Origin of the sequence: Mesorhizobium sp. B2-4-13, from assembly GCF_006658535.1 — a bacterium.
GTDB classification, from domain to species: Bacteria; Pseudomonadota; Alphaproteobacteria; order Rhizobiales; family Rhizobiaceae; genus Mesorhizobium; species Mesorhizobium australicum.
In genome coordinates this window covers 126,810-153,615 of the sequence record NZ_VFVB01000002.1, presented here as the reverse complement: position 1 = coordinate 153,615, position 26,806 = coordinate 126,810, and the positions used below count along the sequence as shown (strand labels likewise).

Below are 26,806 nucleotides of genomic sequence, written 5' to 3'. Positions count from 1 at the left end.
ATGACTGGACCGTCCGGCCTACGTCCGGTCTTCCTGCGCGCTATCGCCGATGTCGGCGTCTTCTCGCTGCTGATCAACATCCTGCTGTTGGTGATTCCGCTCTACCTGCTGCAGGTGTATGACCGCGTGCTGCCGTCCTCCAGCGTCGAGACGCTTGTCTATCTGTCAGCTATCGCGGTGCTCGCGCTCGCCTTCCTCGGGCTGCTGGACGCGATCCGCGCCGTCTACACGCAGCGCGTCGCGGCGACCGTCGACCGCAAGCTGGGTGCCAGCACCTTCGCCGTTTCGCTCGGCGCGAGATATGCCGGCGGCCTGTCGCCGCTGCGCGATCTCGCTTCGGTCTGCGCCTTCATCAGGTCACGCGGCGTGGCGGTGCTGTTCGACCTGCCTTTCGCCCCTGTCTTCCTCGCCTTGCTCTATCTCATCCATCCGGTGCTGTTCTGGGTAACGGTCGCCGGCGCGGTGCTTCTGCTATTCCTCGTCGTGGCCAACCAGCTTGCGATCGGCAGGAACGATGCCTTGTCCGCGGAGCGTTCGGCGTTGGCCAGCCAGGCGGAACAGGCCTTTGCCCGCAATGCCGAGACGCTGCGCGCCATGGGCATGGTGCGGAATGCCTCGCTGGTCTGGGGACGGCACGTGGCGGCGGCGCTCACTTTCCATGACCGTTCCTCGAGCGCCAACGCCATCTTCAGCGGCGCCTCGCGGGCGCTGCGCATGATGCTGCAACTGGCGATCCTCGGCGCCGGCGCATGGCTGGTGCTGCAGGGGCAGATGACGGCTGGCATGATCTTCGCCTCCTCGCTGGTGTCGTCGCGCGCGCTGCAGCCGCTCGACCAGCTGATCGGCGCCTGGCGGCAGATCGCCGACGCGCGGCGGGCGTGGACGCGGCTGGAAAAAGCGCTCGCAATGCGTCCGACGGAGCCGCGAAAACTGATCCTGCCCGATCCGGCCGGCGCGATTTCCGTGCAGGACGTCTTCTTCATGGCGCCGAACGCCCAACCCGGCACGGAACCCATCCTCAAGCGGCTCAACTTTGCGATCGGCGCGGGCGAAGCGCTGGCCATCGTCGGCCCGAGCGGGGCTGGCAAATCGACACTGGCGCGGTTGCTCGTGGGGGCCGCCCAACCGACCGGCGGCTCAATCAGGATCGACGGCGCCGACCTCAGGACCTGGGACGAGAGCCAGCTTGGAAAGCATGTCGGCTACCTTGCGCAGGAGGTTGAGCTCTTTCCTGGATCGATCGCGCAAAACGTCGCCCGCTTCGACCCGCAAGCGGACGACGCCGCAATCGTCGAGGCGGCAAGGCGCGCCCAGGTGCACGAGCTGATCCTGGCGCAGCGCGACGGCTACCAGACCATGATCGGCCCGTCGGACAGGGCGCTGTCGGGGGGCGAGCGCCAGCGAATCGGCCTGGCGCGCGCCTTCTACGGCAATCCGCGGCTCCTGGTACTCGACGAGCCCAGCTCCCATCTCGACGGCAGCGGCGAGGCCGCGCTCGAGGCGGTGCTTTCGGCCGCGCGAGCGGCGGGCGTCACGGTCATCGTGGTCACCCATCGCCCTTCGATCGCCGCCGCTTGCGCCCGCGTGATGCTTTTGCGCGGCGGCATGGTCGAAGCCTTCGGCCCTGGCGACGAGGTGCTGCGGCGTTCGGTCATCGGCAAGGCCCCCCAGCAGAGCACGGTGGTGACCGGGTCATTCGTCCCGACAATCCGCGCGGGTGGCAGTTTCGGATCGTGAGATGACGACACAGAGCCTCGCCTGGGACAGCCAGCCGCGCACCGACATAAGACGCGTGGCCCTGACCGGCTACGTCGCCATAGCGGTGCTGGCGGGCGGCTTCGGCTATTGGGCCGTCAGCGCTCCCTTGTCGGGAGCGGTGATCACGCAAGGCACGATCTCGGCGACCGGCGGAAACATCCGCATCCAGCATCGCGAGGGCGGGATCATCAGGGAATTACCGGTCCATGAAGGCGATCGCGTGCAACAGGGCCAGAACCTGGTCGTGCTGGACCCAACGGCCGCGCAGGCCGAGCTCAACCGACTGGTGAGGCAGTCGATCGCGCTCAGGGCAAGTGCGGCGCGGCTGGAGGCGGAACGCGACGGGTTGGACAGGATGGCGCCCATCACCGAAGCGGCGCCGGCACCTTTCCAGCACGATTTCGAGATCCTGGTTCGCGAACAGCAAAAGGAATTCGACGCCAGGCTGGCCCGGTTCCGGTCGGAAAAATCGATCCTGGCACAACGCGTCGCCATGCATCGGCAGTCGGTGGTGGGGTTGCAGGCCCAGCAACAGGCCATTCAGCAGCAAGCCGACGTCGTGAAGAACGAACTCGGCATCAAGACCGGCCTGCTGGACAAGGGCCTCACCAACCGCACCGAGTACTCCCAGCTATTGCGCAGCGAGGCCGATCTCGTCGGGCAGGCCGGGGCGCTGGAGGCCAATCTGGCGACGGCCAACACCCAGATCGTCGAGGCCCAGGAGCAGATCGAGCGCCAGACCACGCAACGCGTCGAGGAGGCGCTGACGAAGCTGGACGACGTTCGCTCCAATCTGGCCGATGTCGAGGAGCAGACCAGGGCGGCGGAGGCGGTGCTGCGGCGCACGACGATCAAGGCGCCGGCGGCAGGCATCGTGGTGTCGTCGGCCTATAATTCCAAGGGAAGCGTGATCGCCCCCGGCGAAAAGATCATGGAGATCCTGCCCACGGCATCGGGCCTCGTCGTCGATGCAAGGCTGCGGCCGAAAGACCTCGATCAGGTCCGTGTCGGCCAGCCGGCGAAGCTGCGGCTGTCGGCCTTGAATGCACGGCTCACTCCCGAGGTCTCAGCCACGGTGGCGCAAATCTCAGCGGACCGGCTCGTCGACGAGGCAACGCATGAGCCCTATTTCCGAGCCAAGCTGAGGATCGCGGCCGACCTGCCGCCCGGCGTAAAGCCCGAGCAGCTTTATCCCGGAACGCCAGTCGAGGCGTTCATCAACACCGGTGACCGGACTTTCCTGGAGTATCTGGCACGGCCGATGCTCGATTCCTTCGCCCGCGCCTTCACCGAGCGGTAGAGCTCGCGGTCCGCGCAGTATATTGGCCGCCGTCGAGGGCCGCCGGACCGAAACCAGGCATATGCCGTCAGCGCACCATCTCGCGGTGACCGCTGGGCAGGCGGGTGGCGATCAGCTTGTCGATGCGGCGGCCGTCGAGGTCGACGACCTCAAAACGCCAGCCCTGCGCGTCGACACATTCGCCAGTCGCCGGCAGATGGTGCATGTGCGACAGCACATAGCCGGCGACGGTCTCGTAGTCGCGGTTCTCCGGCAGGTCGATGCCGAGCACCTCGGCCATCTCGTCGGCCTGCATGTAGCCGGCGAGAAGCCATGAGCCGTCGTCGCGCTGGACGGCGTTTTCTTCCTCGCCGGCCTCGAGATCCGAGCGGAAGACGCCGGTGATGGCTTCTAGGATGTCGGCGGGGGTGACGATGCCTTCGAAGTGGCCGTATTCGTCATGCACCAGCGCCATCGGCACGTCGCTCTCCTTCAGCTTCTGCAACACATCAAGCGCATCGGCCTGATCGTGCACGATCGGTGCCGCGCGCACATATTTGCGCGGGTCGAGCGCGCGGCCGCCGAGCAGTGCGGCCAGCACGTCGCGCGTCTGGATGACGCCGATCATGGCGTCCACCCCGCCGTCGCCGGCGGGCAGGCGCGAATGCTGGGTGTCCATCAGAAGCTTGCGGATCGTGGCATCGTCGGACTGCAGGTTGATCCAGTCGACATCGGTGCGCGGTGACATGACGGCGCGCACGGCGCGGTCGCCAAGCCGCATGACGCCGGCGATCATGCGCCGCTCGTCGGATTCGATAGTGCCGTGATGCTCGGCCTCGGCGACCAGCATCTTGATCTCCTCGTCGGTGACCTTTTCCTCGCTTTCGCCGCGCTGGCCGAGCAGCCAGAGCACGGCACGGCCCGAAATATCGAGCAGGAAGACCAGAGGGGCCGAGATGGTGGCCAGGATGGTCATTGCCGGCGCCGCCCGTGCCGCGACCCGCTCGGGATCGCGCAACGCGATCTGCTTGGGCACGAGTTCGCCGATAATCAGCGAGGCATAGGTGATGATGGCCACGACGATGCCGACGCCGAGCGGATCGGCTATGTTCTCGCGGATGCCTGCCGTAGCCAGATATTGCGCCAGCCTCTGGCCGAGCGTGGCGCCGGAAAAGGCACCCGAGAGCACGCCGACCAGCGTGATGCCGATCTGCACGGAGGACAGGAATTTGCCGGGATTGGAGCCAAGCGCCAAAGCGCGGCCGGCACCCTTGACGTTGCGGTCGATCATCGCCTTCAGGCGAGCCGGCCGCGATGAGACGATGGCGAGTTCGGACATCGACAGAAGGCCGTTCACGCAGATGAGGACGACCACGGTGGCGATTTCAACGTATAGCATGAGGGCTCAATAGCATTGCCGCACGGCTTTCGAAAATAGTCGGCGGCCATTTTAGAAAGATGACAGCGGATGCGGGTGGATCAGACAGCATCCCAGGGCGGCGCGCCTTCGAGAAGGGGCCGTTCGGCAAGATCGTCATCGCGACGACCTGACCTGCCGTCACGGCAACTGCTTCAGCACGCCGACGACCGCCTTGCCGTCGGTGAAATAAGGGTCGCCGCCGCCATTGCGGCCGCTCCGGGTGGGGCCGATGCCCGCCAGGCCGCTGGTCGAGGCCAACAGGCCGGCGGCATTGAGATCGCCGACCATAAAGTCGCGCTCGGCATCGAGGTCGGGACCGATGTGATGGGTGATGGCGCCCGTGTCATGGCTCAGACCGACGCCGCGATCGAAGCTGGCGGCACCCAGCCAGAGCGGCCTGCCATCGTCGCCAACCGTATCCGTTCGCCAAAAACGGACGTGATGGCGCCGGTCGGCACTGTCGCCGACCGGCTTTTCGAAAGCGAGTTCCTGGGCGCGGCCTTCGAACAGCAGACGGCTTATCGGTGCGTCGGGATAGGGGCGGGAAAACAGTACACTTTCGCCGATGTCGATGGCGGTTCTCAAGGTGACGGCGTCGGCGGTGTCCCAGCCGGCGACGGCGAAAGCGTGCACCAGCTCCTTCTCCGTGCCGATCAGGCCGACATTGATGGGGTCGCCGGGAATGCCTTGCGGCGTGTGGGTGACCATCTCGAAATGCCGATCGCGAAAGCCGCGATCACGGAATGTCCAGAATTCCGGCGCCGCGACATAGGCGAGCGCCAGATAGCCGCCCAGCACGGCCACTACCCAGATCGCAATGCGTCGCTGGAGGCTTCGTTGGCTCATAAAGGCAGCTCGATCCGAGCGGTATGTGTTGCCTGACGGTTCCCTGGAAATCAATGGCCAGAGATGAGCGGACGGTTTATCGTCAGCCATCATTTTTTCGTGGGGGCGGGAATGAAGCGGAAGCCGACGGGCCCGAGAACGATGGCGTTGACCGCGGATCTTGTCGCCCGGGTCGAGCGCGTCGAACTGGATCCCGGGCCTGAGCCTGGAACGGCCGAGCACACCAACGCGGAGTTCGATGAGTTGGTCGCTCGACTGCTTGCGGAATATCGGCCCGAAATGCTGTGGGTCTTCGCCTATGGTTCGTTGATCTGGAATCCCGAATTCGTTCCTGTCGAGCAGCGCCCGGCGACGGCGCCTGGATGGCACCGTTCGTTCTGCCTGAAGCTTACGCGTTGGCGGGGCACGCGCGAATTGCCTGCCCTGATGCTGGCGCTGGACCGCGGCGGCAGCTGCAACGGGATCGTCTACCGGCTTCCCGATGAAGATCATTTCGGGCAGCTCGGCCAGCTGATGCGCCGGGAAATCGATGCCAACCCACCAACCAACGTGCCCTGCTGGATCAAGGTCAAGACCAAGCAGGGTCCGCTGCGCGCTCTGGCTTTCGTCGCCACGCCGGGTGGCAAGGCCTATGCCGGAGGGTTGCCGTTGGAGCAGGTTGCGGACACGCTGGCGCGAGCCGCCGGACACTGGGGGTCGTCGGCGCAGTATCTGTTCCGGACCGTCAGCAAGCTGGAAGAAAGCGGTATTCGGGACAAGAATCTCTGGCGCATCCAGGATCTCGTGGCTCGGCAAATTATCGCGTCCACCGGTGACGCATGATCTTTTCCTACCGGCAGGCGCGGTAACCGTTCCTGCGGTTCTTGATGTCGAAATGGAAATGGTTGCGGTGGTCGTAATTGTAGCCGGGGCCGAGCACGGTGGTGAAATACTGGCAACCGTCGGCGCGCACATTGTTGAGGAAGCCGCGGGTGCGGAAGGCGAACAGGCCGGGTTTGCGCACGTCGATGTCGTCGCCATTGTTGAGTTCGATGCTCATGACATCGAGCGCGTTGCCCTTGCCGTGCTCCGACAGCACGCCTTCGCCGGCAATGTTGCGGCAGGAGTAGCTTGAGCCCTGGTGGATGGTCCTGACGCCGGAGAAATAGCGCCAGCGGGCGGAGGGAACGAGTTCGTTCTTGGTCCAGGCGGCGAAGGTGGCGGCCATGTCGCAGGTCAGGGTCGCGGCGGGTTTCATCTCGATGCTGCCGATAGCCGTGACCTTGACCGGATAGTCGATGCCGCACTGGCCCTCATGGATCGGTGCCAGATCGGTGTAGGCGACATCGAGGCGCTTCAGCTGCTGGCGGCAATCGGTTTCGCTGGCTGGAATCTGCTCCACCGGCGACATCGGCTCGTCCATGCGCGGATAGGCGGCGGTCAGATAGGGATTTGAGGGTACGAGCTTCTGCATGCCAGCATATTGCGGCACGGCTGCAGTCTGGGAGCCGACGTCGACAGCCGGCTGCAGTGACAGCACGCTGCCAGTGTTGCAGGCGGAAACGGCGACGAGGGCAAGGCCAGCGGCCACCATCGCTGTACATTTTGCCATCACTGCGCATTTTGATTGGCGCGCGACCGTCTCGGCGGCGCGAAATAGCTCGGCCATGGGCGGAATTCCTATCCCTGATCGGTGGGATTTTAACGATCAAGGGTAAAGGAAAGCTCAGCGTCGGCGCTCACGCCTGCGGCCGAATTGCGGCTAACTCTGTGTAGCACAACGCAAGCGCCGAGTTGCTGAGGTTTGACCCAAGATTATCCGACGCAGATGTCTATCAGGTTGCCATTGTACATGCGCCAGCACAAATCCTTTCCCTTGAAGTGGCGATGCTGGATCTGCTGGTACAGGGGCATGGGCTTCGCCGGCTTTGCAGATTTCTCATGCCTGGGTTGAATTTTCTCATGCCTGTGCTGATCTACGCGTTTTTTGAAATGCGCCGAGGCTGAAGTTATGCCTGGTGCAAATAGCACAGCCATAGACAGGAAAATGAACGCCGCATATTTCATGCTATTTCCCTTCGAGGCCTGTTCACGTGGCAAATGGAATGACCGGCTCCGAGGAGCCTGCATAGCGAATATAGTTAGATCAACTTGCAGCTCTTGAACAGGCATGGAACGGCCAAGAGTTCGATAATTCAAGGCATCGAACTCGAGCCACATTGCGGCTAGCGATCGGCGATTTTATTGGCAGAACGTTCCGCCATGCCGGCGCGGCTCGAGATCGAGATGGAAATGCAAGGAATGGTCCGGGTCGGCGCCTGGGCCGAGCACGGTCTTGAAAGGTCCGCAGGCGGCCTTGCGTACGGCGTCGAGGAATTTGCCGTCTTTTTCCGGCGGCGCCGGCCCGACCTCGATCGTCCTGCCATCGGACAGCGTAAAGCTGGCAATGTCGAGCGCGTTGCCGAAAGCATGTTCCGACAGTTTGCGCGTGCCATTGCGCGGCCGGCAGACGAAGGCCGACGCCTGGCCGATCGATTTCAGGTCAGCGCCGAATTCGGCTTTAGCCGCCGGCTGGATGACGTCGGCGGCAAAACGCGCCGCCGCCTCGGCCATCGGGCAGTTGAGCTCGGTGCCCGGAGCAATCGCGACCGATTTGCCAAGCGACTTCAGCACGATGGGGTAGGGGATCGAGCAGCCGATTTCGGGGTTGCTTTCGGCCTTGTGCTCCTCGAATTCGACCCCGAGTGTCTTCAGGCGCTCGCGGCAGGCGACTTCCTCAGCCGGCATCTTGTCGGCGGGAAGATCGGCCGAGCGTGGATCGGGCAGCATCTTCTCCTCGTCACCTGCTTCCGCCGGCTTTGGCGTTGGCTGCGGGGCGACGGCCGGCGCTTGAGGTTCGGGCGTCGTGGTGGCGGGCTTTGGCGTCGGCGTCGGCGCCACGGCAGGCGGCTCCGGCTCGCTTTCGGTTTCGGCTGGTGGTTCCGGTGGTTTCGGGCTTTTCTGATGGGACTCTTCGTCGCTGGGTAGATCGGGGTCCTTGGGCGGGTTGGGCGCCGCGCCGCTCTTTGGATTTTCAGCGTTCTGATCTTGCGACTTTGGGGTGTCCACTTTCTGAGTGTCCACCGGGCGTGGCTCGGGCACCGGAACATCGGCGGACGGCCGAGCATCCTGCGTTGCCGGCGGTGCCGGATTGGGCGCGAGATGCTGCCTGGCTCGCGCTCTCGACTGCCGCTTGCCGCGCGGTTTCAGCGGCTGATCGGCCCGCTGTGTCAGCGGCTGCTCCACGCGCGGGCTCAGCGGCCTATGGTGTTTGTGACGATGTCTGGCGTCGGCCGGCATGACCAGCAGAGCCGTGACGGCCAAGGCCAATGCAATCCTGTACCCTCGAGAAAAGCTCAGCTTTGCCATCATCCACAAAACGGCGCCGGTCGGCTGAAGTTGCCTGGACAGGCGCTTAGACCCGATCACAATCGGTTACCTCCGCGTTACGCGCCGATCGCTTCCAGCCCCTCTTCCAGCCAGTCGGCGAGCAACGGCATGCCGAGCAGGTATTTTGCCGTGCGCTTGTTGGCGCGCTCGCGTGCCGCGGTTACGGCGTCGGCCCATTCCGAGGCGTCGTAGTCGCCGCGGCCGACCCAGGCCAGCGCGATCAGCTCGGCGGCCTCATCGATATTGAGGTCGTTGATCAGCTCGCGCAGCTCTTCCTCGGTGAGGTTTTCCGAGCTTTCCTCGGCAAGGCCGTCATGGTGGTGGTTGTCATGCGTGTCGCCGTCGAACTCGACCTCGTGTTCGGCGCCGTCGGCATAGTCCTCGTTAACGCCCGCGCTCAGCGCCTTGGCCTTGAGAATGAACAGCCGTACGGTATCGGGGCCGATCGTGAGATCCCAGTCCTTTTCGAGCCGTCGCTGCACGGGCCCTCTCCGTCAGTCGTTTGCCGGATGATACCGGATTTGCGGCATCCGTCACCTCATGTTCTCCAGGCGATCTTTTCCGGGATGAAACGCGGACCGCTCGGCGTTAATGTTGCATTGTCACACCCTCAGGAGGTTTCCATGCATAAAAGAGTGCTGATCCAGGCGGCGAGCGCGCTTATCGCTCTGCAGTTCCTTGCCGTTCCGGCGTTTGCCGCCGGCAGCAGTGGTGGTGGTAGCGACCAGACTGTCACCCAGTGCAAGAAAGGTGAGGTCTGGGACAAGAAGAAGCAGAAATGCGTACCGCCGAAGGAAGGCATGCTGGACGACGACAGCATCTACGATGCGGGCCATGCGCTGGCGATGGCCGGCCGCTATGACGAGGCGATCTCGGTTCTCGTTCTTGCCGCCAACAAGCAGGATCCGCGCATCCTCAACTATCTCGGCTATTCGCACCGCCATTCCGGCCGCGTCACCGTCGGCCTTGGCTATTACGAGGAAGCGCTGCGCATCGATCCCGATTACACGCTGGTGCGCGAATATCTCGGCGAGGCGCATCTGCAGATCGGCGATCTGGCCGGCGCCCAGCAGCAGCTGATGGAAATCGAAAAGCGCACCGGCAAGGGTTCGCGCGAATACGGCATGCTGTCCGAGCAGATCGAGCATTTCATGAGGAGCTGATCGGGCCCTCCTGATGTCTCAAAGCGGCTGCGAGCGATCGCGGCCGTTTTTGTTCGGCTCCGTCCCACGGCCGCCCCTGCTACAAAAGAAGGGATGATTTTTACAAAACCGATTTTTGGGCGTGAAAAGCCCGCAAAGATTGCTATATTCAAGGAAATTGCGGTGAAACGGTTCCGTTAGCCCGAGGCTGCCGGACCGTTTTCTTTTTGTACCCCAACGACAAGGCTTCCCCCGAAATGCGGGGGCGGCAGCAGGAAAGGTCAGGCACTATGAACAAGGTCCCGATGACAGGCGAGGGGTTCGCGTCATTGAAGGAAGAACTGCGTTGGCGCCAGCAGGAAGAGCGGCCTCGCATTATCGAGGCGATCTCCGAGGCGCGCTCGCATGGCGACCTGTCCGAAAATGCCGAATACCATGCCGCCAAAGAGGCGCAGAGCCTCAATGAAGGCCGCGTCAACGAGCTCGAGGATTATATCGCGCGCGCCGAGGTGATCGACGTGACCAAGCTTAGCGGCGAAAAGGTCAAGTTCGGCGCCACCGTGGTGCTGGTCGACGAGGACACCGAGGAGAAGAAGACCTACCAGATCGTCGGCGACCAGGAAGCCGACGTGAAATCCGGCCGCATCTCGATCTCCTCGCCCATCGCGCGCGCGCTCATCGGCAAGGAAGTCGGCGACGCCATCGAGGTGAATGCGCCGGGCGGCGCCAGGGGTTACGAGATCGTCCAGGTGCAGTTCATCTGAGGGCGTCGGCTGGGCGCAGCTCCGCGCTGACAGGTGCTATTCGCGCGAGGTTGGCGCCGCCCCTGCCGGCAGGCAGATGAGGGGCAGCGCCAACCCTGCCAATCGTTCGATCGAAAATTCAGTCTTTCCCAGTAGTTGTCCGCCTAAGCTCTAAAAGTCGTTCAGCCTCCGCCATCACGTCCGAGGGCGTCACGCGTCTGCCACCAGGCGCCAGCAACGTCGACGCATACGGCCCGCGCGGTCCGGTCAAACCCGGCTCCGTCGCCAGGAACACGGCGACCGTCGGCAGGCCGACGGCGCTGGCGAGATGGGTCAGCCCGGTATCGGCGCCGATGACCAGGGTCGAGCGGCCGAGGATGGCGGCGATGGCGTCCAGCGGCGACTTTGGCATCACGACCGTGGCTGGCACGGCCTTGGCGATCGCTTCGGCCACCGCCTTCTCCCGTTCGTTCGACCAGGTTGTGACCGGAATCATGCCGCGCTCGACCAGCAGGCGGGCGGTTCCGATCCAGTCCTCGACCGGCCATTTCTTGTCCTCGCGGCTGGTGCCGTGCAGCAGGAACGCGGTCCTGCCGTCGACGCCGGCGATCATGCCCGCTGGCGCCACGATGCCGGAGTCGAGCGTCAAAAGGTCCGGCCGATAGCCGAGCGCCAGCCCGAACAGCCGCCGTGTCCGCTCGATGGCGTGCAGGTCGCGCGGCACCGCATAGGTGATATCATAGAACAGCGTCGCCGAGGGCTCGCGCACGCTCGACCGGTCGAAGCCGGCGATCGGCGCGCGCGCCTGGCGTGCCACCAGGGCCGACTTCAGCAGGCCTTGCGCATCGATGACGAGGTCGTAGCGGCATTTGCGCAAGGTTCGGCGCAAGGCCGCCGCCTCGCGCCAGGTGTTCGTGTCGAAGAGGTTCTTTCGCCAGCGCCTTATCGCCACAGTGTGGATGGTGCCGATAGCCGGATGCAGCGCGAGGATGCCGGCAAACGCCTCCTCCACGCACCAGTCGAAAGCGATATCGGGCCGTGCGCGGCAGGCATCCTGAAGTGCCGGAAAAGTGTGGATGACATCGCCCATCGACGAAGTCTTGACGATCAGTACCTTCATGCCGCGGCCGGTATTTCCAGCAGGCGGTCCGCTGCCGCGGCGACCTGCGCGATCTCCAATGTCTTCAGGCAGTTGAGATGACCGAGCGGACAGATTTTCCGGTGGCAGGGCGAGCAGGACAGGCCGAGCCAGACCAGTTCGCGACGCTCCGCCAGCGGCGGCGTGTTTTCAGGCGAGGTCGAGCCATAGACGGCAACGATGGATGTACCGACGGCGGCCGCGACATGCATCAGCCCGCTGTCGTTGGAGACCGCGAGCCTTGCCGCCGCGATCAGGTCGATGGCGTCCTCCAGCCGCGTCTGGCCGGCGAGGTCGACGACGCCGGGGGCAAGGGCTGCGATCTCCGCCGTCACGTCGCGGTCGTTCTTCGAACCAAACAGCGCGACCTCCAGGCCCTTGGCCAAGAATTCGCGGGCAAGGCCGGCATAGCTCTCGCTTGGCCAGCGCTTGGCCGGGCCGAACTCGGCCCCGGGCATGAGGGCCACGAATTTCCGCGGCGCCAGGCCGAAACGATCGAGCAGGGCGGCCTGGTTTTTCGCGTCCACGGTCAGCCGGGGCGCGCGGAAGTTGCCGCCCTGGGCGAGGCCGAAATAGGCCTGTGCGGTGCGTCGTTTCACGGCATCGGGCAACGGCACGATGTCGGTCAAGAGGCCGTAGCGCATTTCACGCAGATGGCCGAAACGGCGCGGAATGCGGGCAAAGAACGGGATCAGCGCCGACTTCCAGCTGCCCGGCAGGACATAGGCCATGTCGTAGCGGCCGCGCAGCAGACGGCCGAAACGGCGGCGATGGCTGAATTCGAGTGCGCCAGGCTTCAGCGGAAAGTCGATCTGCTGTCGGATTTCGGGCATGCGCTTGACCAGAGGTGCCGCCCAGGCGGGCGCCAGCACATCGATCGCGGCATCGGGATGGAGTTCCTTCAGCGCCGAGAACAGGCACTGCGCCATCACCATATCGCCCACCCAGCGTGGGCCGATCACGAGGATCGTTGGGCTTTCAGCCATTCGACATAGTCTCTGACGCCGGTTTCTACAGTGCGGAATTGCCCGTTATAGCCGGCCGCGCGCAAGCGGGACATATCAGCCTGGGTAAAACTCTGATAGCTGCCCTTGAGGTGGTCGGGGAAGGGGATGAACTCAATCTCGCCCTTGCCCAGCGTGTCGATGACCGTTTCGGCGATTGCACGGAACGGCTGCGCGCGGCCGGTGCCGCAGTTGAAGATGCCGCTGGCGCCGCGCTTCCACAGCCATAAATTGACGTCGGCGACATCGCCGACATGGATGAAGTCGCGGCTCTGTTCGCCCGGCCCGAAGCCATCGTAAGCGCCGAACAGCTTTGGATTCTCGCCGCGCTCGACCTGGTTGAACAGATGGAAGGCGACCGAGGCCATAGCCCCCTTATGCGCCTCGCGCGGGCCATAGACATTGAAGTAGCGCAAGCCGGCGACCTGGGAATGATCGCTGTCGAAGACCGTGCGCCTGACATAATCGTCGAAGAGTTTCTTGGAATAGGCATAGACGTTGAGCGGCCGCTCCAGCGCCGGCTCCTCGCGAAATTCGGCGCCACCGCCATAGACCGAAGCGGAGGAGGCGTAGAGGAAGGGCACGCGCAGCGCCTGGCAGGCATGCAGCAGCCGTTTCGAATAAGCGTAATTCACCTCCATCATGAACTTGCCGTTCCACTCGGTGGTGGTCGAGCAGGCCCCCTGATGGAAGACGACCTCGACGCGGCCAAGCGAGCCGGCCTCCATGCCGGCCAGGAAATCGTCCTTGTCGAGATAGTCGGCTATCGTCAAATCGGCCAGGTTGGCGATCTTGTGGCCGTCGGTGAGGTCGTCGACGACCAGGATGTCGTCATGGCCTTCCGCATTGAGCGCGGCGACGATGTTGGAGCCGATCATGCCGGCGCCGCCCGTGACGATGATCATGAAGGCCTCTGGTTGCGTGCGATTCCGGTCCTTATAAGGGAGGCTGGCCGGGCTGTCGACAAAGCAGGCGGTCGCTCGGGGCTCGCCCGCTCAGGCTTGTCTGTTTTGTCCATCTTGTCTATTATGGGCAACGGAGGTTCCAATGAAACACTATCCATCCACTGATCTGAAACAGAATCTCGGCGATGTGCTCGCGGCTGCCAGCCAGCAGCCGGTCTCCATCACTCGGCACAACAAACCGAGATACGTCCTGATGAGCATCGAGGCCTACGAAGCGCGCTTCGGCAACGATAGCCGCCGCGTCTACGCGGCCGAGGATGCACCGCTGCAACATGTCGAGATGCTGGAGGAGTACGCCGCAGAATTGGACCGTGATTAAACCCGTGGCCGCGGACGTCTGGCGATATCCATATCTGTGGCATCGCCACATGCAGACGGCGAGACCGAAGGCCGCAAGGCGAGGCCTGTCGCCTTCGTCGCCGTTCTTCCCGGAAAAGCCGGAGGCACGAACCTTTTTCATCCTTGCAATCACTTCCACCCAGCCGGGCCGTGATCGCGTCGCGGTTGGCGTTCCGGAAATTGAACGCGCCGCGCCGGCCTTGACCCTATCCCGCTTTGGGTCATAGTCGACGAGTACAAGCACGATATTCTGGAATCGTCGGCTTATTTCGAACCGGGTGCGCGTATCGGCGCATTCAGTCCGTCATTCCACAAAAAAGTCATGTCGGCTTTCATGGCAACTGTTCGCGCAGGCCAATCCAAAGCCATCCCACGGGCTGACTGAAAGGCCTGCAATCGGACAGGGCAGGATCATGAGGGACAAGAAATGCCGCCGACCGAACTGCTGATCGCGTTTTTCGCCACCACGGCGATCTTCGCCTACATTCCGGGTCCCGCCATGCTTTATGCCGCCGCGCAGACGATGGCCCGGGGGCGCTGGTCGGGGCTGACGGCGGCACTCGGCATTCATCTCGGCGGCTATGTCCATGTCTTTGCCGCCGCGGCCGGCCTGTCGGTGCTGTTCCACGCCGTGCCGCCGCTCTACATGGCCGTTAAGCTGGTCGGCGCGTTGTACCTGATCTGGTTGGGTATCTCGCTGTTTCGTAAGCGCGTGGAGGGCGACGTGGCGCTGCCGGCAATCACCCGCAAATCGGCCCGCCGGGCGTTTTTCGAGAGCATCACGGTCGAGGTGCTCAATCCCAAGACCGCGATCTTCTTCATGGCGTTCCTGCCGCAGTTCATCGATGCCTCGGCGGGGTTGCCGGTCTGGGTACAATTCGTGGTGCTGGGCACCATCGTCAACCTGATGTTCTCGTCGGCCGATGTCGTGTGCGTGTTCCTGGCCGGTCTCGTGATCGGCCGGCTGCGGCGTTCGAGCCGTGCGCAGCGGCTGATGCAGAGGGCCGGCGGCGCGGTGCTGGTCGGGCTGGGCGTCCACGTCGCCTTGCAGAAGGCCTGACCTGTCCGGGTTTGCCTCCGCCCCGGCGTTGCGCTGGTGCCCAATTGCGGTATATCGGCAGGCATGACCGGCCGGCCTCGCAAATCTGGTGTTTCGACTTATCTGAGATCGGCGTTTCCCGCGCGTGGCAGATGACATGATCAAGCACAATCCGCCTTCACCCGAGCCCCTGCACCGCGCCATTGCGCGCTTCGGCGACGTCGCCGTGCTGGTGGTCGGCGATATCATCCTCGACCGCTTCGTCAACGGCGTCATCGAGCGGATCTCGCCGGAGGCGCCGATCCCGGTGCTGCATGGGCGTAGCGAAAGCTCGGCTATGGGGGGCGCCGGCAACGTCGTGGCCAACATCGTCTCGCTTGGCGCGCGCGCCATTCCGGTCTCGGTGATCGGTACTGATCCCGCCGGTGACAGTCTGGTGCGGATGCTGGGCGAGCTTGGCGCCGAGACAGTGGGCGTTTCACAGCAGCGCGGCCGCATGACCTCGTCGAAGAGCCGCTTCAGCGCGCTCAACCAGCAGGTGCTGCGTTTCGACGAGGAAGAGATCAAGCCGCTCGGCGAAGCGGAACGGGCGGAGCTGATCCGCCGCTTCCGGAACGCATTGCAACAGGCCGACATCGTCATCCTGTCCGACTACGGCAAGGGCATATTGCTGGACGGCGTCGCCGCCGAATTGATCGCCATCTGCCGCGAGGCGGGCAAGCCGGTGCTGGTCGACCCGAAGGGCCGCGACTACGCGCGCTACGCCGGTGCGACCGCCGTCACCCCCAACCGCAAGGAGCTTGGCGAGGCCGTCGGCCATGCGGTGTTCGCCGATGACGAGATCGTTGCGGCGGCACGGGAACTGATTGCGGCGCATGGCTTCGACTTCGTCGTCGCCACGCGCAGCGAGAAGGGCATGAGCGTGGTCGGTCCCGACGAGGCGAGCCACATCGCCACCCAGGCACGTGAGGTGTTCGATGTCTCGGGCGCCGGCGATACGGTGATCGCGAGCTTCGCGCTGGCGCTTGCCGCCGGTGCCGATCCTGTCGCCGCTGCCTCCATCGCCAACGCCGCCGGCGGCGTCGTGGTCGGAAAACGCGGCACCGCGCGGCTGAGCGTCGAGGAACTCACCGGCGCACTGTTCCGCTCGCACGGACCGACCGCGCACAAGGACGCTATCCTGGACGCCACTTCTGCCGCGCGCATGGTGGCGGGATGGAAGGCGGAGGGCCTGAGCGTCGGCTTCACCAATGGCTGCTTCGACATCCTGCATGCCGGCCATGTCAGCCTGCTGCACGCGGCGCGCAGCCAGTGCGACCGGCTGGTGCTCGGCCTCAACAGCGATGCCTCGGTGCGGCGGCTGAAAGGGCCGGGCCGCCCGGTCAACGACCAGCATGACCGCGCCTGCGTGCTTGCCGCGCTCGCTTCGGTCGATGCCGTCATTGTCTTCGATGAGGATACGCCGCTGGCTCTGGTCGAGGCGCTTCTGCCCGACATACTGGTCAAGGGCGCGGACTACACGGTCGACACCGTGGTCGGCGCCGATGTGGTGCAAAAGGCGGGCGGGCGCGTCGTTCTGGTCGATCTCGTCGCCGGCAAGAGCACCACTGGCACCATCGGCAAACTGCGCGCCGGCAGCGCCACCAACTGAGGGAATTCATGTCCGAATTGAACGACTATCTGGTCCGCTCGGCGGCCGCCATCACTGCCACGGTCGAGCGAGATCTGACCGGCGAGATGGACCGTGCGGTGAATGCTGTCGTGGCGGCGCTTTCCCAGGGAAAGGCCCTGCTGGTCTGCGGCAATGGCGGCTCGGCCAGCGACGCCATCCATATCGCCACCGAACTGGTCGGCCGCTTCCTGAAGGAACGCAAGGCCTACAATGTGATCGCGCTGCCGGCCAACGCCGGGATGCTGACCGCCTGGGGCAATGATTACGGCTTCGACACGGTGTTTTCGCGCCAGGTCGAAGCGCATGGCGCCGCGGGCGGCGTGCTTTTGGCGATCTCGACCAGCGGCAATTCGCCGAGCATTCTCGCCGCGGCCGAACAGGCGCGCATGATGGACATGACGGTGATCAGCCTGACCGGCGATACCGGCGGCAAGCTCAAGCCGCTCACCGACATCCTGCTCAACGTCCCCTCGACCTCGACGCCGATCATCCAGCAGGGCCATCTGTGCCTCTATCACTATCTGTGCGAGGTGGTCGAAGCGCGCCTGTCGAATGGCTGACGATACAGCGCCGTTTCCGCTGGCCGAGCCGGGCTTGTGGGTGGAGCAGGTCGGCGGGCGGGTTTTTCCCGCACGCTCGCCGGCGCTGTTCCTGGACCGTGACGGCACCATCAATGTCGACACCGACTATCCCAGCGACCCGGACGAGATAGAACTCAGGCCGCAGATGCTGCCGGCGATCGCCGCCGCCAACCGGATCGGCATTCCGGTGGTCGTGGTCACCAATCAGTCCGGCATCGCGCGCGGCTATTTCGACTGGGGCGTCTTTGCCGCGGTAAACGACCGCGTGCTCCATTTGCTGGACAGGCAGGGCGCGTTCGTCGACATGGTGCTGGCCTGCGCCTATCACGAGGCGGGCGTCGGGCCGCTCGCCATAACGGACCATCCGATGCGCAAGCCCAATCCGGGCATGCTGATCGAGGCGGGCAGGCGCCTTGATCTTGACCTCCAGCGCTCCCTGATGGTCGGCGACAAGCTGGCCGACATGCAGGCGGCCCAACGCGCAGGGCTGGCACAGGGCTGGCTGGTCGACGGTGAGGCGGCGCTTCAGCCTGGCTTCGCCATCAGGCGCTTGCATGACGACCACGATCTCGGCGGCCTGCTCGCCGCCATCGACGCGCTCGGATCGTAGGGCCTAAGCCTGGTCGTTTTGCTGCGAGGCTTCGTAGAGCTTGGCTTCGGTGGCGAAGGAATAAATCATCACCGACATCGAGTAGACGAAGCCGTGCCGGCCACACAGGAAGTAGCGCTTGGCCAGGTAGAATTTGAGGAAGTTGCCGAACGGCGACAGCACCAGCCGCACCAGGCCGGGCTTCTTGCCTCTCTCGACCAGCGTCACCGCCTTGAGGCTGGAATAGGTGTTGGCCCGGGCAAGATCCTCCTCGACCGATATTTCACGGCGATGCAGCAAGAGACCCTCTTCGATCGTGTCGGTCTCGCCCGGCACGTGAACGGATTCATGCACCCGCGCCGTTAGATCCATGCTGGCGCCTTCCCTGCGGAAAAGCCTGAGCAGCCTGTTGTGCAGCACCCAGCGATGGGCATAACCGTAGCCCTTCAGCCAGTCGCGGCGGCGCATGTACCATCCGCTGGCCTTGCCGCCGGCCGCCTGGGTGATGGCCACGATCGACCGCCGCAACCGGTCGTCGACGCGCTCGTCCGGGTCGATCGAAAGGCACCAGGGCTGGTTGGCGTGGTCGAGCGCGAATTGCCGCTGGCGGGAGAAGCCCTGCCAGTCATTGTGCAGCAGCGTTATCGGATAGCCCCTGGCGATATAGCTTTCAACGCATTCGACGGTGCCGTCCGTCGAGCCGGAATCGACGATGATGATCTCGGCACAGAAATCGATGCTTTCCAGGCACGGGCCGATCATATCAGCCTCGTTCACGCAGATGATCAGCGCCGAGACCGGGCTTGCAAAACGGGTCATGGTCCCCTTCCCATGGCGGATTCTTCCCGGAATATACGCTGCTGGCGCCATCTGTTCTCAAGCAATTCCGGGCGGAAAACCGTTACACATGCTGGAATGCTCGGGAAACCAATGAAGCGTCAGTCGAGCGGCGAATCCGGCAGAGCCGTCCAGCCTTGTACATCAGCGTCTTTCGAATACCAACGCGGCACCGGTGTGGCGAATGCCGGGAATTTGCCCATCGCGCAGGCGTTCGCCTGGCTCAGGAGCGCTCGAACGACACCAGGCCCTCATCCTTGACGCGGCGGATGGTGAGCGCGGTGCGCACCGTGTCGACGTTCGGCGTCGAGGTCAGTTCCTCGATGACGAAGGTCTGGAAGGCGCCGAGGTCGCTCGCCACGCAATGCAGCAGAAAGTCGGATTCGCCCGACACCATCCAGGCATCGCGCACGACCGGCCAGCCGCGCGTACGCTCGGCGAAGATGCGCAGTTCGGCATCGGCCTGGTGATGCAGCCCGACCAGGCAGAAGGCAACGACATCGAGGCCCAGCGCCGGGGCGTTGAGCAGCGCGCGGTAGCCGCGGATGATGCCGGCTTCTTCCAGCCGCTTGACCCGGCGCAGGCAGGGCGGTGCCGAAATGCCGACGCGGTTCGAGAGCTCGACATTGGTCATGCGCCCGTCCGACTGAAGCTCGCGCAGGATCTTCCAGTCGATGGCGTCAAGATCGGCCTTGAGGGGCATCAGGGTTCTCGATGATCAGTGTGGCGCAAGAATCTTTCGCTATTTTGTAATTAAACGACTTTTGCGTCGAAGCCAGCCCTCGTCGACGCGATTGTGGACAGGTACCGAAAGCGACCATCGCGCGAATATCCATAGGGGCCGAAGCTTTCCGGGGACGACGGTCCGTTCGTCTTGCTGGCGTGGTTGGCAGCCCTTACATTAAGCGCGATATTCCACGTCTTTTTCCAAGGCACACTCGCTGTCCGCCCCCGCAGAGGCTCCAAATGACCACCAAGCACGCGCCCGTTCTCATCATCGGTTCCGGTCCGGCCGGCTATACGGCGGCGGTCTATGCCGCGCGCGCCATGCTGAAGCCTATGCTGGTCGCCGGTCTGCAGCAGGGCGGCCAATTGATGATCACCACGGATGTCGAGAACTACCCCGGCTTCGCCGATCCGATCCAGGGACCGTGGCTGATGGAGCAGATGCTCAAGCAGGCCGAGCATGTCGGCACCGACATCATCAACGACATCATCACCGAGGTTGACCTCAACGTGCGGCCGTTCCGCGCCAAGGGCGATTCCGGCACGACCTACACGGCCGATGCGCTGATCATCGCCACCGGCGCGCAAGCCAAGTGGCTGGGCATTCCGACCGAGCAGGACTTCATGGGCTTCGGCGTTTCCGCCTGCGCCACCTGCGACGGCTTCTTCTATCGCGGCAAGGATGTCGCGGTGGTCGGCGGCGGCAATTCGGCGGTGGAGGAGGCGCTCTATCTGTCCAACCTCGCCAAGAGCGTCACCGTCATCCACAGGCGCTCGGATTTCCGTGCCGAACGCATCCTGCGCGAACGGTTGTTGAAAAAGGACAATGTCCGCGTCATCTGGGACACGATCGTCGATGAGATCACCGGCCGCCCCGGCAAGGCACCGCTGCCGCCTTCGGTCGAAGGGCTGAAGCTCAGGCATGCCGTGACCGGAGCCGAGAGCCACCTCAAGATCGACGGTGTCTTCGTGGCCATCGGCCATGCGCCCGCGGTCGAGCTGTTCGCGGGCAAGCTGAAGCAGAAGCCGAACGGCTATCTGTGGACAGCGCCGGATTCGACGCGCACCGACGTGCCCGGCGTGTTCGCCGCCGGCGACGTGACCGACGATATCTATCGGCAGGCCGTGACAGCGGCGGGGCTGGGCTGCATGGCCGCGCTCGAAGCGGAAAAGTATCTGGCCGGCATCGAGGTACATCGCGAAGCAGCGGAATAAGGGCCGCCGCAGACTGTAAAAAAACGGCTTAGAAACGCCGTGTAAAAGCCTGATTTTTCATTCAGACGCCAACCGGAACGAGGGGAAATCATGGCGTTGGACTGGGACAAGCTACGCGTGTTTCACGCTGCGGCGGAAGCGGGGTCGTTCACCCATGCGGCCGAGACGCTGCATCTGTCGCAATCGGCGATCTCGAGGCAGGTCAGCGCGCTCGAACATGATGTCGGCGTGCCGCTGTTCAACCGCCATGCGCGCGGCCTGGTGCTGACCGAACAGGGCGAGATGCTGTTCCGCACGGCGCATGACGTGCTGATGAAGCTCGAGACCATCAAGTCGCGGCTGACCGAGACCAAGGACCGGCCGTCCGGCGTGCTCAGGGTAACGACGACCGTTGGCCTCGGCGCCGGCTGGCTGACCGAGCGGGTGCAGGAGTTCATCGAACTCTATCCCGAAATCAGCCTACAGCTGATCCTCGCCAACGAGGAACTCGACCTCACCATGCGCCAGGCGGATTGCGCCATCCGGCTGCGCCAGCCGCAACAGCCGGACCTGATCCAGCGCCGCCTGTTCACCGTGCATTTCCACCTTTACGCAGCCCCATCCTATGTCGCCAAGCACGGCAAGCCGGGCTCGGTCGCGGAGCTGAGAACCCATCGCATCGTCACCTTCGGCCTGCCCGTGCCGTCGCATCTGTCGGAGTTGAACTGGCTGGAGACGGTCGGCGATTTCGAGAGCGGCCAGCGCGTGCCGTCGCTGCAGATCAACGACATCCTGTCGATCAAGCGCGCCGTGCAGGGCGGCGCCGGCATCGCCATGCTGCCGGATTATGTGATCAGCAAGGATTCCGGCCTGGTGCAGCTGCTGCCGGAGACCGAGGTGCCGTCCTTCGACACCTATTTCGCCTACCCCGACGCGATGAAAAACCAGGCCAAGCTGCACGTGTTTCGCGACTTCATCATCGCCAAGGCCAGAAGCTGGTCGTTCTAGCCTATCCTCTCCAAGGCGTAATCCGCGGCAGCCAACCCGGTACGTTGCGGCGGTAGGCCTCGTATTCGGCGCCATAGCGGCCGGCGAGCGTCGGCTCCTCGTAGAGCTTGGCGAAGGTGACCATGGCAGCCGCCGCGATTGCCGCGTAGGCAGCGATCGACCAGCTCGAGAACAGCAACGCCTGGCCCAGAATGATCGACAGCACGGCAACATACATGGGGTTGCGGACATGGCGGTAGACGCCGCCGACCACCAGCCTTTCGGTCGGTGCGACGGGGGCGGGCGTGCCCAGCCCCTCCAGCGCGAAGCGGGCGAAGGCATGCAGCAGCACCGCGGCCGCGGCAATGACGAGCATGCCGCCGGTGAGCGCAAACAAGGGCAGGGGCGACCATGGCCGGCCCCAGCGATCGCTAAGCAGCCAGGGAACCAGCCCGGCGACAACGCCGGGAGCCGCGACCAGGAAAATGCCGCTGCCGGCGATCGCCGAAAACCTGCGCAATGGTCGATCCTCGCTTGACTGCCTTGGAATTGAACCGCCGCTGCCTCATTCCACATCATCAGTGTTTTTTGACATTCGGGAGCAAAATCGGTCGGGATCGGCGTTTTCGAGACGACAATGACCCGAAATCGCGCCTCATTTTCACGATTCTGCTGGTCCTATTGGCTTCTGGAATGGGTTGGACCACAGCCTGTGCCTTTTTGCATGTGTGTGTTGCAAAATAGATGCTTGTTTCTTGGGCATGAAGAGCACATATATAGATCATCTCCTGGACGCGTTCTCCTCCCATTAGCGTCCTCGAGTGTTCCCCTCTGGAGGTTAGCCTTAACAGGCACTTCCAATCAAACTCAGCCGGATCTTCGTTGATCCGGCTTTTTTGTTGCCTGCATGCCACTGGGATGGCTGAAAAATTCACCGGAATTGCCGCGTAACAGTGTCATGTAACCTCTGGTAACATGACAAGGACACCCTCCATCTGCTAAGTGGATGATAGGACGCGGTGTGGTTCGGACGGGAGATGGGGGCATCACTCGTACGGCCCGGGCTCAGGCGGCTACCGCGTCCGAACCTTTTGCGCCGAAGCGCGACGACCTCGACATGCGGCGGACCTGCCGTTTTTCCTCCCGAGAAAACGGTCCGCAAACAAAACGACGTCCGGCCCCCCGGGCGTCGTTTTTGGTTTTCGCCCCCTCGATCGTTCGAGGGGGCTCCACATGATTCGGAATCTGGCACCGGGCGAAATCAGGCAGCCTTGCCGTTGGCGTTCATCGCTTCGTCGGCGAGACGACCAGTCAGCTCGGCCATGTGATCGAAAACGGCGCGGTAGCTGGCAACGCCCGAGGTGGCCGAGCGCAGCTCGATAATCAGATCGCCGATCTCGGCTTGCGGCATGGTCGCCTCGACGACGTCCCATCCCGGCCAGTCGGGCCGCGCGTCATAGCCGAGGATCTGGCCGCGCCGCTGCGGGATCAGCGCGATGATCTTCGATGTCGCGTCCGACGGCGTGACGATCTCTACCTTCATCACCGGTTCCAGAAGCACCGGCGAGCAGGCGGCCATGCCTTCCTTCATGGCGAGCTTGGCCGCCATCTGGAAGGCCATGTCGGAGGAATCGACCGCATGGTACGAGCCGTCCGACAGGTTGACCGCGACATCGACCACGGGGAAGCCGAGCGGGCCGGATTTCAGGTAGTCACGTATGCCTGTCTCGACCGACTGGATGTAGGTCTTGGGCACGACGCCGCCGGTGATGGTGTCGGTGAACTGGAAGCCGGAGCCGCGCGGCAGCGGCTTGATCTCGATGACGACATCGCCGAACTGGCCATGGCCGCCCGACTGTTTCTTGTGGCGGCCGCGCTGCTGCACCGGCTTTCGGATCGTCTCGCGATAGGGCACCGCCGGCGCATGGCCTTCCACCGGTATCTGGTTCTTGCCCTCCAGCCGCTCGCGCACGACGCGCAGATGCATCTCGCCATGCCCTGACAGCACGGTCTCGGCCGAATCCTGGTTGTGGCGGAGGCTGAGCGAGGGATCCTCCTCTGCCAAGCGCTGGATGGCGGCCGACATCTTGACCTCGTCCTTGCGCTCCCTGGGGCGCAGCGCGAAGGCGAAGACCGGCTGCGGCGGCTCGACATCGAAGAGCTGTTTGGCACCGCCCTTGGCCGAGGTGAGCGTCTGGCCGGTCTTGACCGCGTCTAGTTTGCCGAGCGCCACGGTGTCGCCGGTCCTGGCGGCGGTCAGCTTGACCTGATCCTTGCCCAGCATCCGGTAGATTCCGGAAACCTTGGCGGTGTCGCCGCCGGGCAGCCACAGTTCCGAGCCGTCGGCGACCTGGCCGGACAGGATGCGAGACACCGACAGCTTGCCGCCATGCGGCGTGTGGATGGTCTTCATCACCTGGACCACCGTCGCATTGCCGTCCGGGGCGCCGAGCCGCTTGCGGGTCGCCTCGATGTCGGGCGCATCGTGGCGGATCGTCTTCAAGAGGCGCAGCACGCCATTGCCTTTCTCGGCGGTGCCGATCAGCACCGGCGTCACCGCGCCTTCGCGCAGATCGGCGGCGAGATCGTCGAAGATCGCGTCCTTCGGCGGCTCTATCTCTTCCAGCAGCTGCTCCATCAACTCATCGTCGTGATCGGCCAGCGTCTCCAGCATCGAGAAGCGCGCCTCCAGTTCGCGCGCCTTGTCGTCGCCCGGTATCTCGGCCACCTCGCTTTCGGCATATTCGCGGTAGATGTAGGCGCGCTCCAGCGCCAGATCGATCGAGCCGATCACGACGCCGTCCTTGCGCAGCGGGATCTGGCGCAGAAGCAGCGGCGCCGCGCTTGTCGGCTGCAGCATCTTCAGCGTATCGCGCACGCCCGCGATCGCCTTGTCGACCTTGTTGAGGAACAGGATGCGCGGCACGCCGAGATCGTCGAGCTTGCGCATGATGAGCTGCAAGGCGGGGATTTTCTTTTCGTCGGCCTCGGCCACGACCACCGCGACGTCGCAGGCGGCCAGCACCGGTTCGGCCTCGAAGGAGAACTCGATCGATCCGGGGCAGTCGATGAAGGTGAACTGCTCGCCCATGAACTCGGTGGTGGCGATCGACGCCTCGACGCTCATGGCGTGGGCGCGGGCCTCGGGCGAATGATCTGAAACGGTATTGCCCGAGGAAACCGGGTTCTGGCGGGGAATGGCGCCGGTACGGGCCAATATGGCTTCGAGAAGTGTCGTCTTACCGCTTGCGAAGGGACCGACTATGGCAATGCATTTCGGTCCCGTGCGTCGTCCTCCGGCGCGAGTACCCATGACTGACCTCCACTCAGGCGTTTCCTGGGGACCGACTGGCATTCATGGTTCAGGCCAAGGTCAATCGGTCCTGAGCGGCGGCCGGCCTGTTCGACCGTCGCGGGCGGTCTGTTTCGACCTGCCCGCGATTATCGTCCCACTTGTTTGCCGGCAGGGCAAGAAAAATAGGAAGCAGGCACGGCCGGCCGTGTCAGGCGCTGAGCGCGAGCGGTTCGGCAGAGCGCCCGTCAAGCAGCGCGAGCTTGCCGCGAGGCACCGGCCTGCCGAAGAAATAACCTTGGAAGCGATTGCACCCGGCCGCCTTGGCGAGAGCGAATTCTTCTGCCGTCTCCACGCCTTCCGCCACGATGGTGACCTCCTGGATGCGCGCGATCTGCGCCAGCGCCGAGACGAATATCTGTGCTACCTGATCGTGAGCGAGGGCGCGGATGTAGGAGCGATCGATCTTGATGATATCGACGGGCAAGGTCTTCAGATAGTTGAAGCCGCAATGGCCGGTGCCGAAATCGTCGAGGGCGATGTGAAAGCCGAGGCCACGCAATGCCTCGAGGCGCCGCAGGATCTCGGGCGTGGCGGCGGTCGCCACCGTCTCGGTGATCTCGATGATGAACTGTGATGCCGACCGGCCAGTGTCCTTCAGCACGCGGTCGCACATGGTCACGATCTCGTCACGCTTGAGTTGCTCGCCGGAGACATTGATGGAAATGCGGCGGCCGGCGAACTGGCCGATGTCCGCACAAGCCCGCTTGAACACCCATTCGCCGAGCATGTCGATCAACGTCGATCGCTCGGCGATTGCAATGAACTCGGCCGGCGCGATCAGCCCGCGAACCGGGTGGCGCCAGCGGATCAGCCCCTCGAACGCCTCGGTGGAACCGTCCGGGCTGACGATCGGCTGATAATGCAGTTCGAGTTCGCCCAGATAGACCGCGGCGCGCAATTCCCGTTCGACCAGCCGCCGGTAGCGCTTGTCGGACAGCATCTCCTCGTCGAAGACGGTGACGCGGCCACGGCCCGCCGCCTTGCTCTCATAGAGCGCCAGATCGGCAACCAGCATCAATTCCGTCGTGTTCGAGGCATGGGCCGGCGCCAGGGCGACGCCGATCGAAATGGAGAGCGGAATGGTCTTGCCTTCATGCGATTTGCCGGCGCGCATGGCATCCAGCAATCGTCTGACATCCTTGTTGATGGCCGTCAGGTCGCCATGCGGAATGATGACACCGAATTCGTCGCCGCCGAGGCGCCCCACCATGGCGCCTGCAAAGATGCGCTCCGCGGTCTTGACCAGATGCGCCAAGGTGAGGTCGCCGAACTGGTGTCCGAACGTGTCGTTCAACTGCTTGAAATGGTCGAGGTCGATCAAGAGCAAGGCTGCCTCGCGCCTGTCGCGCCTGGTACCCAGGCCTTCGCGCAGCGCTTCGAGGAAATAACGTCTCGTCATGGCGCCCGTCATCGCATCCCTGGTGAGGAAATGATGTTTCTCGGCCTCCGCTGCGGCGGCCGACTGGAGACGATGGACGACGCTGCTGCGCATGTACATCAATGCCAGCAAGGCCAGGCTGGTGGCCAGGATCGAGATGGCGAAGGCACCGCCGGCGGACAGGTTTTGCGAGACGTCGAAAGCGCCAAGCACCGCCGCGCCGGTGCTGATCACGAGCAGCGACTGGATACCGCGATAGATCCGGCCGCTATGGTCCTTGATCGTCGCCAGTATGCTCATCCGCCAGCCCCCGCAATGCAGGCCAACGGCTAGTGCGCAGCCGTTAAGAAGACATTGAATTCGCCGGCATTTCGCTTGGCGGTCCCGTGCCGGCAAGTGTCATGGT

General features: G+C 64.0%; 26 protein-coding genes. 12 read left to right on the top strand and 14 right to left on the bottom strand.

From position 1 onward, the window contains the following. Positions 1-1,737, top strand: coding sequence for a type I secretion system permease/ATPase (locus tag FJ936_RS04850; protein ID WP_141906190.1), 1,737 nt, complete (start codon positions 1-3; stop codon positions 1,735-1,737). A 1-nt stretch (position 1,738) separates the two neighbouring features. Continuing rightward, positions 1,739-3,058 (top strand): HlyD family type I secretion periplasmic adaptor subunit, encoded by a 1,320-nt coding sequence (locus FJ936_RS04845; RefSeq protein ID WP_140789629.1) that lies wholly within the window; start codon positions 1,739-1,741, stop codon positions 3,056-3,058. Between the two features lie 67 nt (positions 3,059-3,125). On the opposite strand, the gene FJ936_RS04840 is transcribed toward FJ936_RS04845, so the two are convergent. Both FJ936_RS04840 and FJ936_RS04835 read right to left on the bottom strand, forming a co-directional pair. After that, positions 3,126-4,436, bottom strand: coding sequence for a hemolysin family protein (locus FJ936_RS04840; RefSeq protein WP_015316146.1), 1,311 nt, complete (start codon positions 4,434-4,436; stop codon positions 3,126-3,128). Positions 4,437-4,595: 159 nt separating this feature from the next. Then, a complete protein-coding gene (locus FJ936_RS04835) occupies positions 4,596-5,303 on the bottom strand; it encodes an LssY C-terminal domain-containing protein (protein WP_140789627.1) in 708 nt (235 codons plus the stop codon). A 111-nt stretch (positions 5,304-5,414) separates the two neighbouring features. Here FJ936_RS04835 and FJ936_RS04830 point away from each other — a divergent pair, with 111 nt between their 5' ends. Then, positions 5,415-6,125, top strand: coding sequence for a gamma-glutamylcyclotransferase (locus FJ936_RS04830; protein WP_140789625.1), 711 nt, complete (start codon positions 5,415-5,417; stop codon positions 6,123-6,125). A gap of 7 nt (positions 6,126-6,132) precedes the next feature. Here the strand turns inward: FJ936_RS04830 and FJ936_RS04825 are convergent, their stop codons facing one another. From FJ936_RS04825 to FJ936_RS04810, 4 genes are all read right to left on the bottom strand, one after another. Then, entirely contained in the window at positions 6,133-6,951 is an 819-nt protein-coding gene (locus FJ936_RS04825) for an extensin family protein (protein WP_140789623.1), read from the bottom strand. 146 nt (positions 6,952-7,097) lie between these two features. Continuing rightward, complete coding sequence (locus FJ936_RS04820) at positions 7,098-7,349, bottom strand: hypothetical protein (protein WP_140664928.1); 252 nt, start codon at positions 7,347-7,349, stop codon at positions 7,098-7,100. Positions 7,350-7,523: 174 nt separating this feature from the next. Beyond that, entirely contained in the window at positions 7,524-8,222 is a 699-nt protein-coding gene (locus FJ936_RS04815) for an extensin family protein (protein ID WP_246680415.1), read from the bottom strand. A 545-nt stretch (positions 8,223-8,767) separates the two neighbouring features. Continuing rightward, positions 8,768-9,193, bottom strand: a complete 426-nt coding sequence (locus tag FJ936_RS04810) for a DUF3775 domain-containing protein (RefSeq protein WP_140664934.1) — start codon at positions 9,191-9,193, stop codon at positions 8,768-8,770. Positions 9,194-9,334: 141 nt separating this feature from the next. Between FJ936_RS04810 and FJ936_RS04805 the strand changes: the two genes are divergently transcribed. Together FJ936_RS04805 and greA are read left to right on the top strand one after the other, a co-directional pair. Next, on the top strand, positions 9,335-9,874 hold the full coding sequence (locus FJ936_RS04805) for a tetratricopeptide repeat protein (RefSeq protein ID WP_140789619.1): 540 nt from the start codon (positions 9,335-9,337) through the stop codon (positions 9,872-9,874). A 269-nt stretch (positions 9,875-10,143) separates the two neighbouring features. Continuing rightward, positions 10,144-10,617, top strand: a complete 474-nt coding sequence (gene greA, locus FJ936_RS04800; RefSeq protein ID WP_023767588.1) for a transcription elongation factor GreA — start codon at positions 10,144-10,146, stop codon at positions 10,615-10,617. Positions 10,618-10,735: 118 nt separating this feature from the next. Here greA and waaC read toward each other — a convergent pair whose 3' ends face one another. Genes waaC through rfaD form a run of 3 tightly spaced genes read right to left on the bottom strand, consistent with a single transcriptional unit; the run spans position 10,736 to position 13,643 of the window. After that, entirely contained in the window at positions 10,736-11,716 is a 981-nt protein-coding gene (gene waaC, locus FJ936_RS04795) for a lipopolysaccharide heptosyltransferase I (protein WP_141906189.1), read from the bottom strand. Beyond that, on the bottom strand, positions 11,713-12,720 hold the full coding sequence (waaF, locus tag FJ936_RS04790) for a lipopolysaccharide heptosyltransferase II (RefSeq protein ID WP_140789615.1): 1,008 nt from the start codon (positions 12,718-12,720) through the stop codon (positions 11,713-11,715). Before waaF ends, waaC begins: the two co-directional genes overlap by 4 nt. Continuing rightward, positions 12,693-13,643, bottom strand: coding sequence for an ADP-glyceromanno-heptose 6-epimerase (gene rfaD, locus FJ936_RS04785; RefSeq protein WP_140721801.1), 951 nt, complete (start codon positions 13,641-13,643; stop codon positions 12,693-12,695). Before rfaD ends, waaF begins: the two co-directional genes overlap by 28 nt. A 142-nt stretch (positions 13,644-13,785) precedes the next feature. Here rfaD and FJ936_RS04780 point away from each other — a divergent pair, with 142 nt between their 5' ends. The 5 genes from FJ936_RS04780 to gmhB all read left to right on the top strand — a co-directional run bounded on the left by FJ936_RS04780 (position 13,786) and on the right by gmhB (position 17,944). Further along, positions 13,786-14,022, top strand: coding sequence for a type II toxin-antitoxin system Phd/YefM family antitoxin (locus FJ936_RS04780; RefSeq protein WP_015316156.1), 237 nt, complete (start codon positions 13,786-13,788; stop codon positions 14,020-14,022). Between the two features lie 447 nt (positions 14,023-14,469). Continuing rightward, positions 14,470-15,102: a LysE family translocator gene (locus FJ936_RS04770; protein WP_140789613.1), complete on the top strand. Its 633-nt coding sequence runs from the start codon at positions 14,470-14,472 to the stop codon at positions 15,100-15,102. Between the two features lie 136 nt (positions 15,103-15,238). Beyond that, positions 15,239-16,732: a D-glycero-beta-D-manno-heptose-7-phosphate kinase gene (rfaE1, locus tag FJ936_RS04765; protein ID WP_141906188.1), complete on the top strand. Its 1,494-nt coding sequence runs from the start codon at positions 15,239-15,241 to the stop codon at positions 16,730-16,732. Between the two features lie 8 nt (positions 16,733-16,740). Then, positions 16,741-17,313: an SIS domain-containing protein gene (locus FJ936_RS04760; protein WP_140713696.1), complete on the top strand. Its 573-nt coding sequence runs from the start codon at positions 16,741-16,743 to the stop codon at positions 17,311-17,313. Beyond that, entirely contained in the window at positions 17,306-17,944 is a 639-nt protein-coding gene (gene gmhB / locus FJ936_RS04755) for a D-glycero-beta-D-manno-heptose 1,7-bisphosphate 7-phosphatase (protein ID WP_140617742.1), read from the top strand. The genes FJ936_RS04760 and gmhB overlap by 8 nt, the downstream gene beginning before the upstream one ends. Positions 17,945-17,947: 3 nt before the next feature. Here gmhB and FJ936_RS04750 read toward each other — a convergent pair whose 3' ends face one another. Both FJ936_RS04750 and FJ936_RS04745 read right to left on the bottom strand, forming a co-directional pair. Then, positions 17,948-18,742, bottom strand: a complete 795-nt coding sequence (locus FJ936_RS04750; RefSeq protein ID WP_140617743.1) for a glycosyltransferase family 2 protein — start codon at positions 18,740-18,742, stop codon at positions 17,948-17,950. A gap of 241 nt (positions 18,743-18,983) precedes the next feature. Then, the gene (locus FJ936_RS04745) at positions 18,984-19,463 is read right to left on the bottom strand and encodes an Lrp/AsnC family transcriptional regulator (protein WP_015316163.1); all 480 of its coding nucleotides are present in this window, start codon (positions 19,461-19,463) and stop codon (positions 18,984-18,986) included. A gap of 263 nt (positions 19,464-19,726) precedes the next feature. Between FJ936_RS04745 and trxB the strand changes: the two genes are divergently transcribed. Both trxB and FJ936_RS04735 read left to right on the top strand, forming a co-directional pair. Then, positions 19,727-20,701: a thioredoxin-disulfide reductase gene (gene trxB, locus FJ936_RS04740; protein WP_127873462.1), complete on the top strand. Its 975-nt coding sequence runs from the start codon at positions 19,727-19,729 to the stop codon at positions 20,699-20,701. Between the two features lie 90 nt (positions 20,702-20,791). Then, complete coding sequence (locus FJ936_RS04735) at positions 20,792-21,688, top strand: LysR family transcriptional regulator (RefSeq protein ID WP_015316165.1); 897 nt, start codon at positions 20,792-20,794, stop codon at positions 21,686-21,688. Between the two features lies 1 nt (position 21,689). On the opposite strand, the gene FJ936_RS04730 is transcribed toward FJ936_RS04735, so the two are convergent. The 3 genes from FJ936_RS04730 to FJ936_RS04720 all read right to left on the bottom strand — a co-directional run bounded on the left by FJ936_RS04730 (position 21,690) and on the right by FJ936_RS04720 (position 26,700). Next, a complete protein-coding gene (locus FJ936_RS04730; RefSeq protein ID WP_140789609.1) occupies positions 21,690-22,187 on the bottom strand; it encodes an isoprenylcysteine carboxylmethyltransferase family protein in 498 nt (165 codons plus the stop codon). A gap of 741 nt (positions 22,188-22,928) precedes the next feature. Continuing rightward, the gene (locus tag FJ936_RS04725; RefSeq protein ID WP_015316167.1) at positions 22,929-24,980 is read right to left on the bottom strand and encodes an elongation factor G; all 2,052 of its coding nucleotides are present in this window, start codon (positions 24,978-24,980) and stop codon (positions 22,929-22,931) included. A gap of 190 nt (positions 24,981-25,170) precedes the next feature. Beyond that, positions 25,171-26,700, bottom strand: a complete 1,530-nt coding sequence (locus FJ936_RS04720) for a bifunctional diguanylate cyclase/phosphodiesterase (RefSeq protein ID WP_140789607.1) — start codon at positions 26,698-26,700, stop codon at positions 25,171-25,173. Positions 26,701-26,806: the final 106 nt, after the last annotated feature.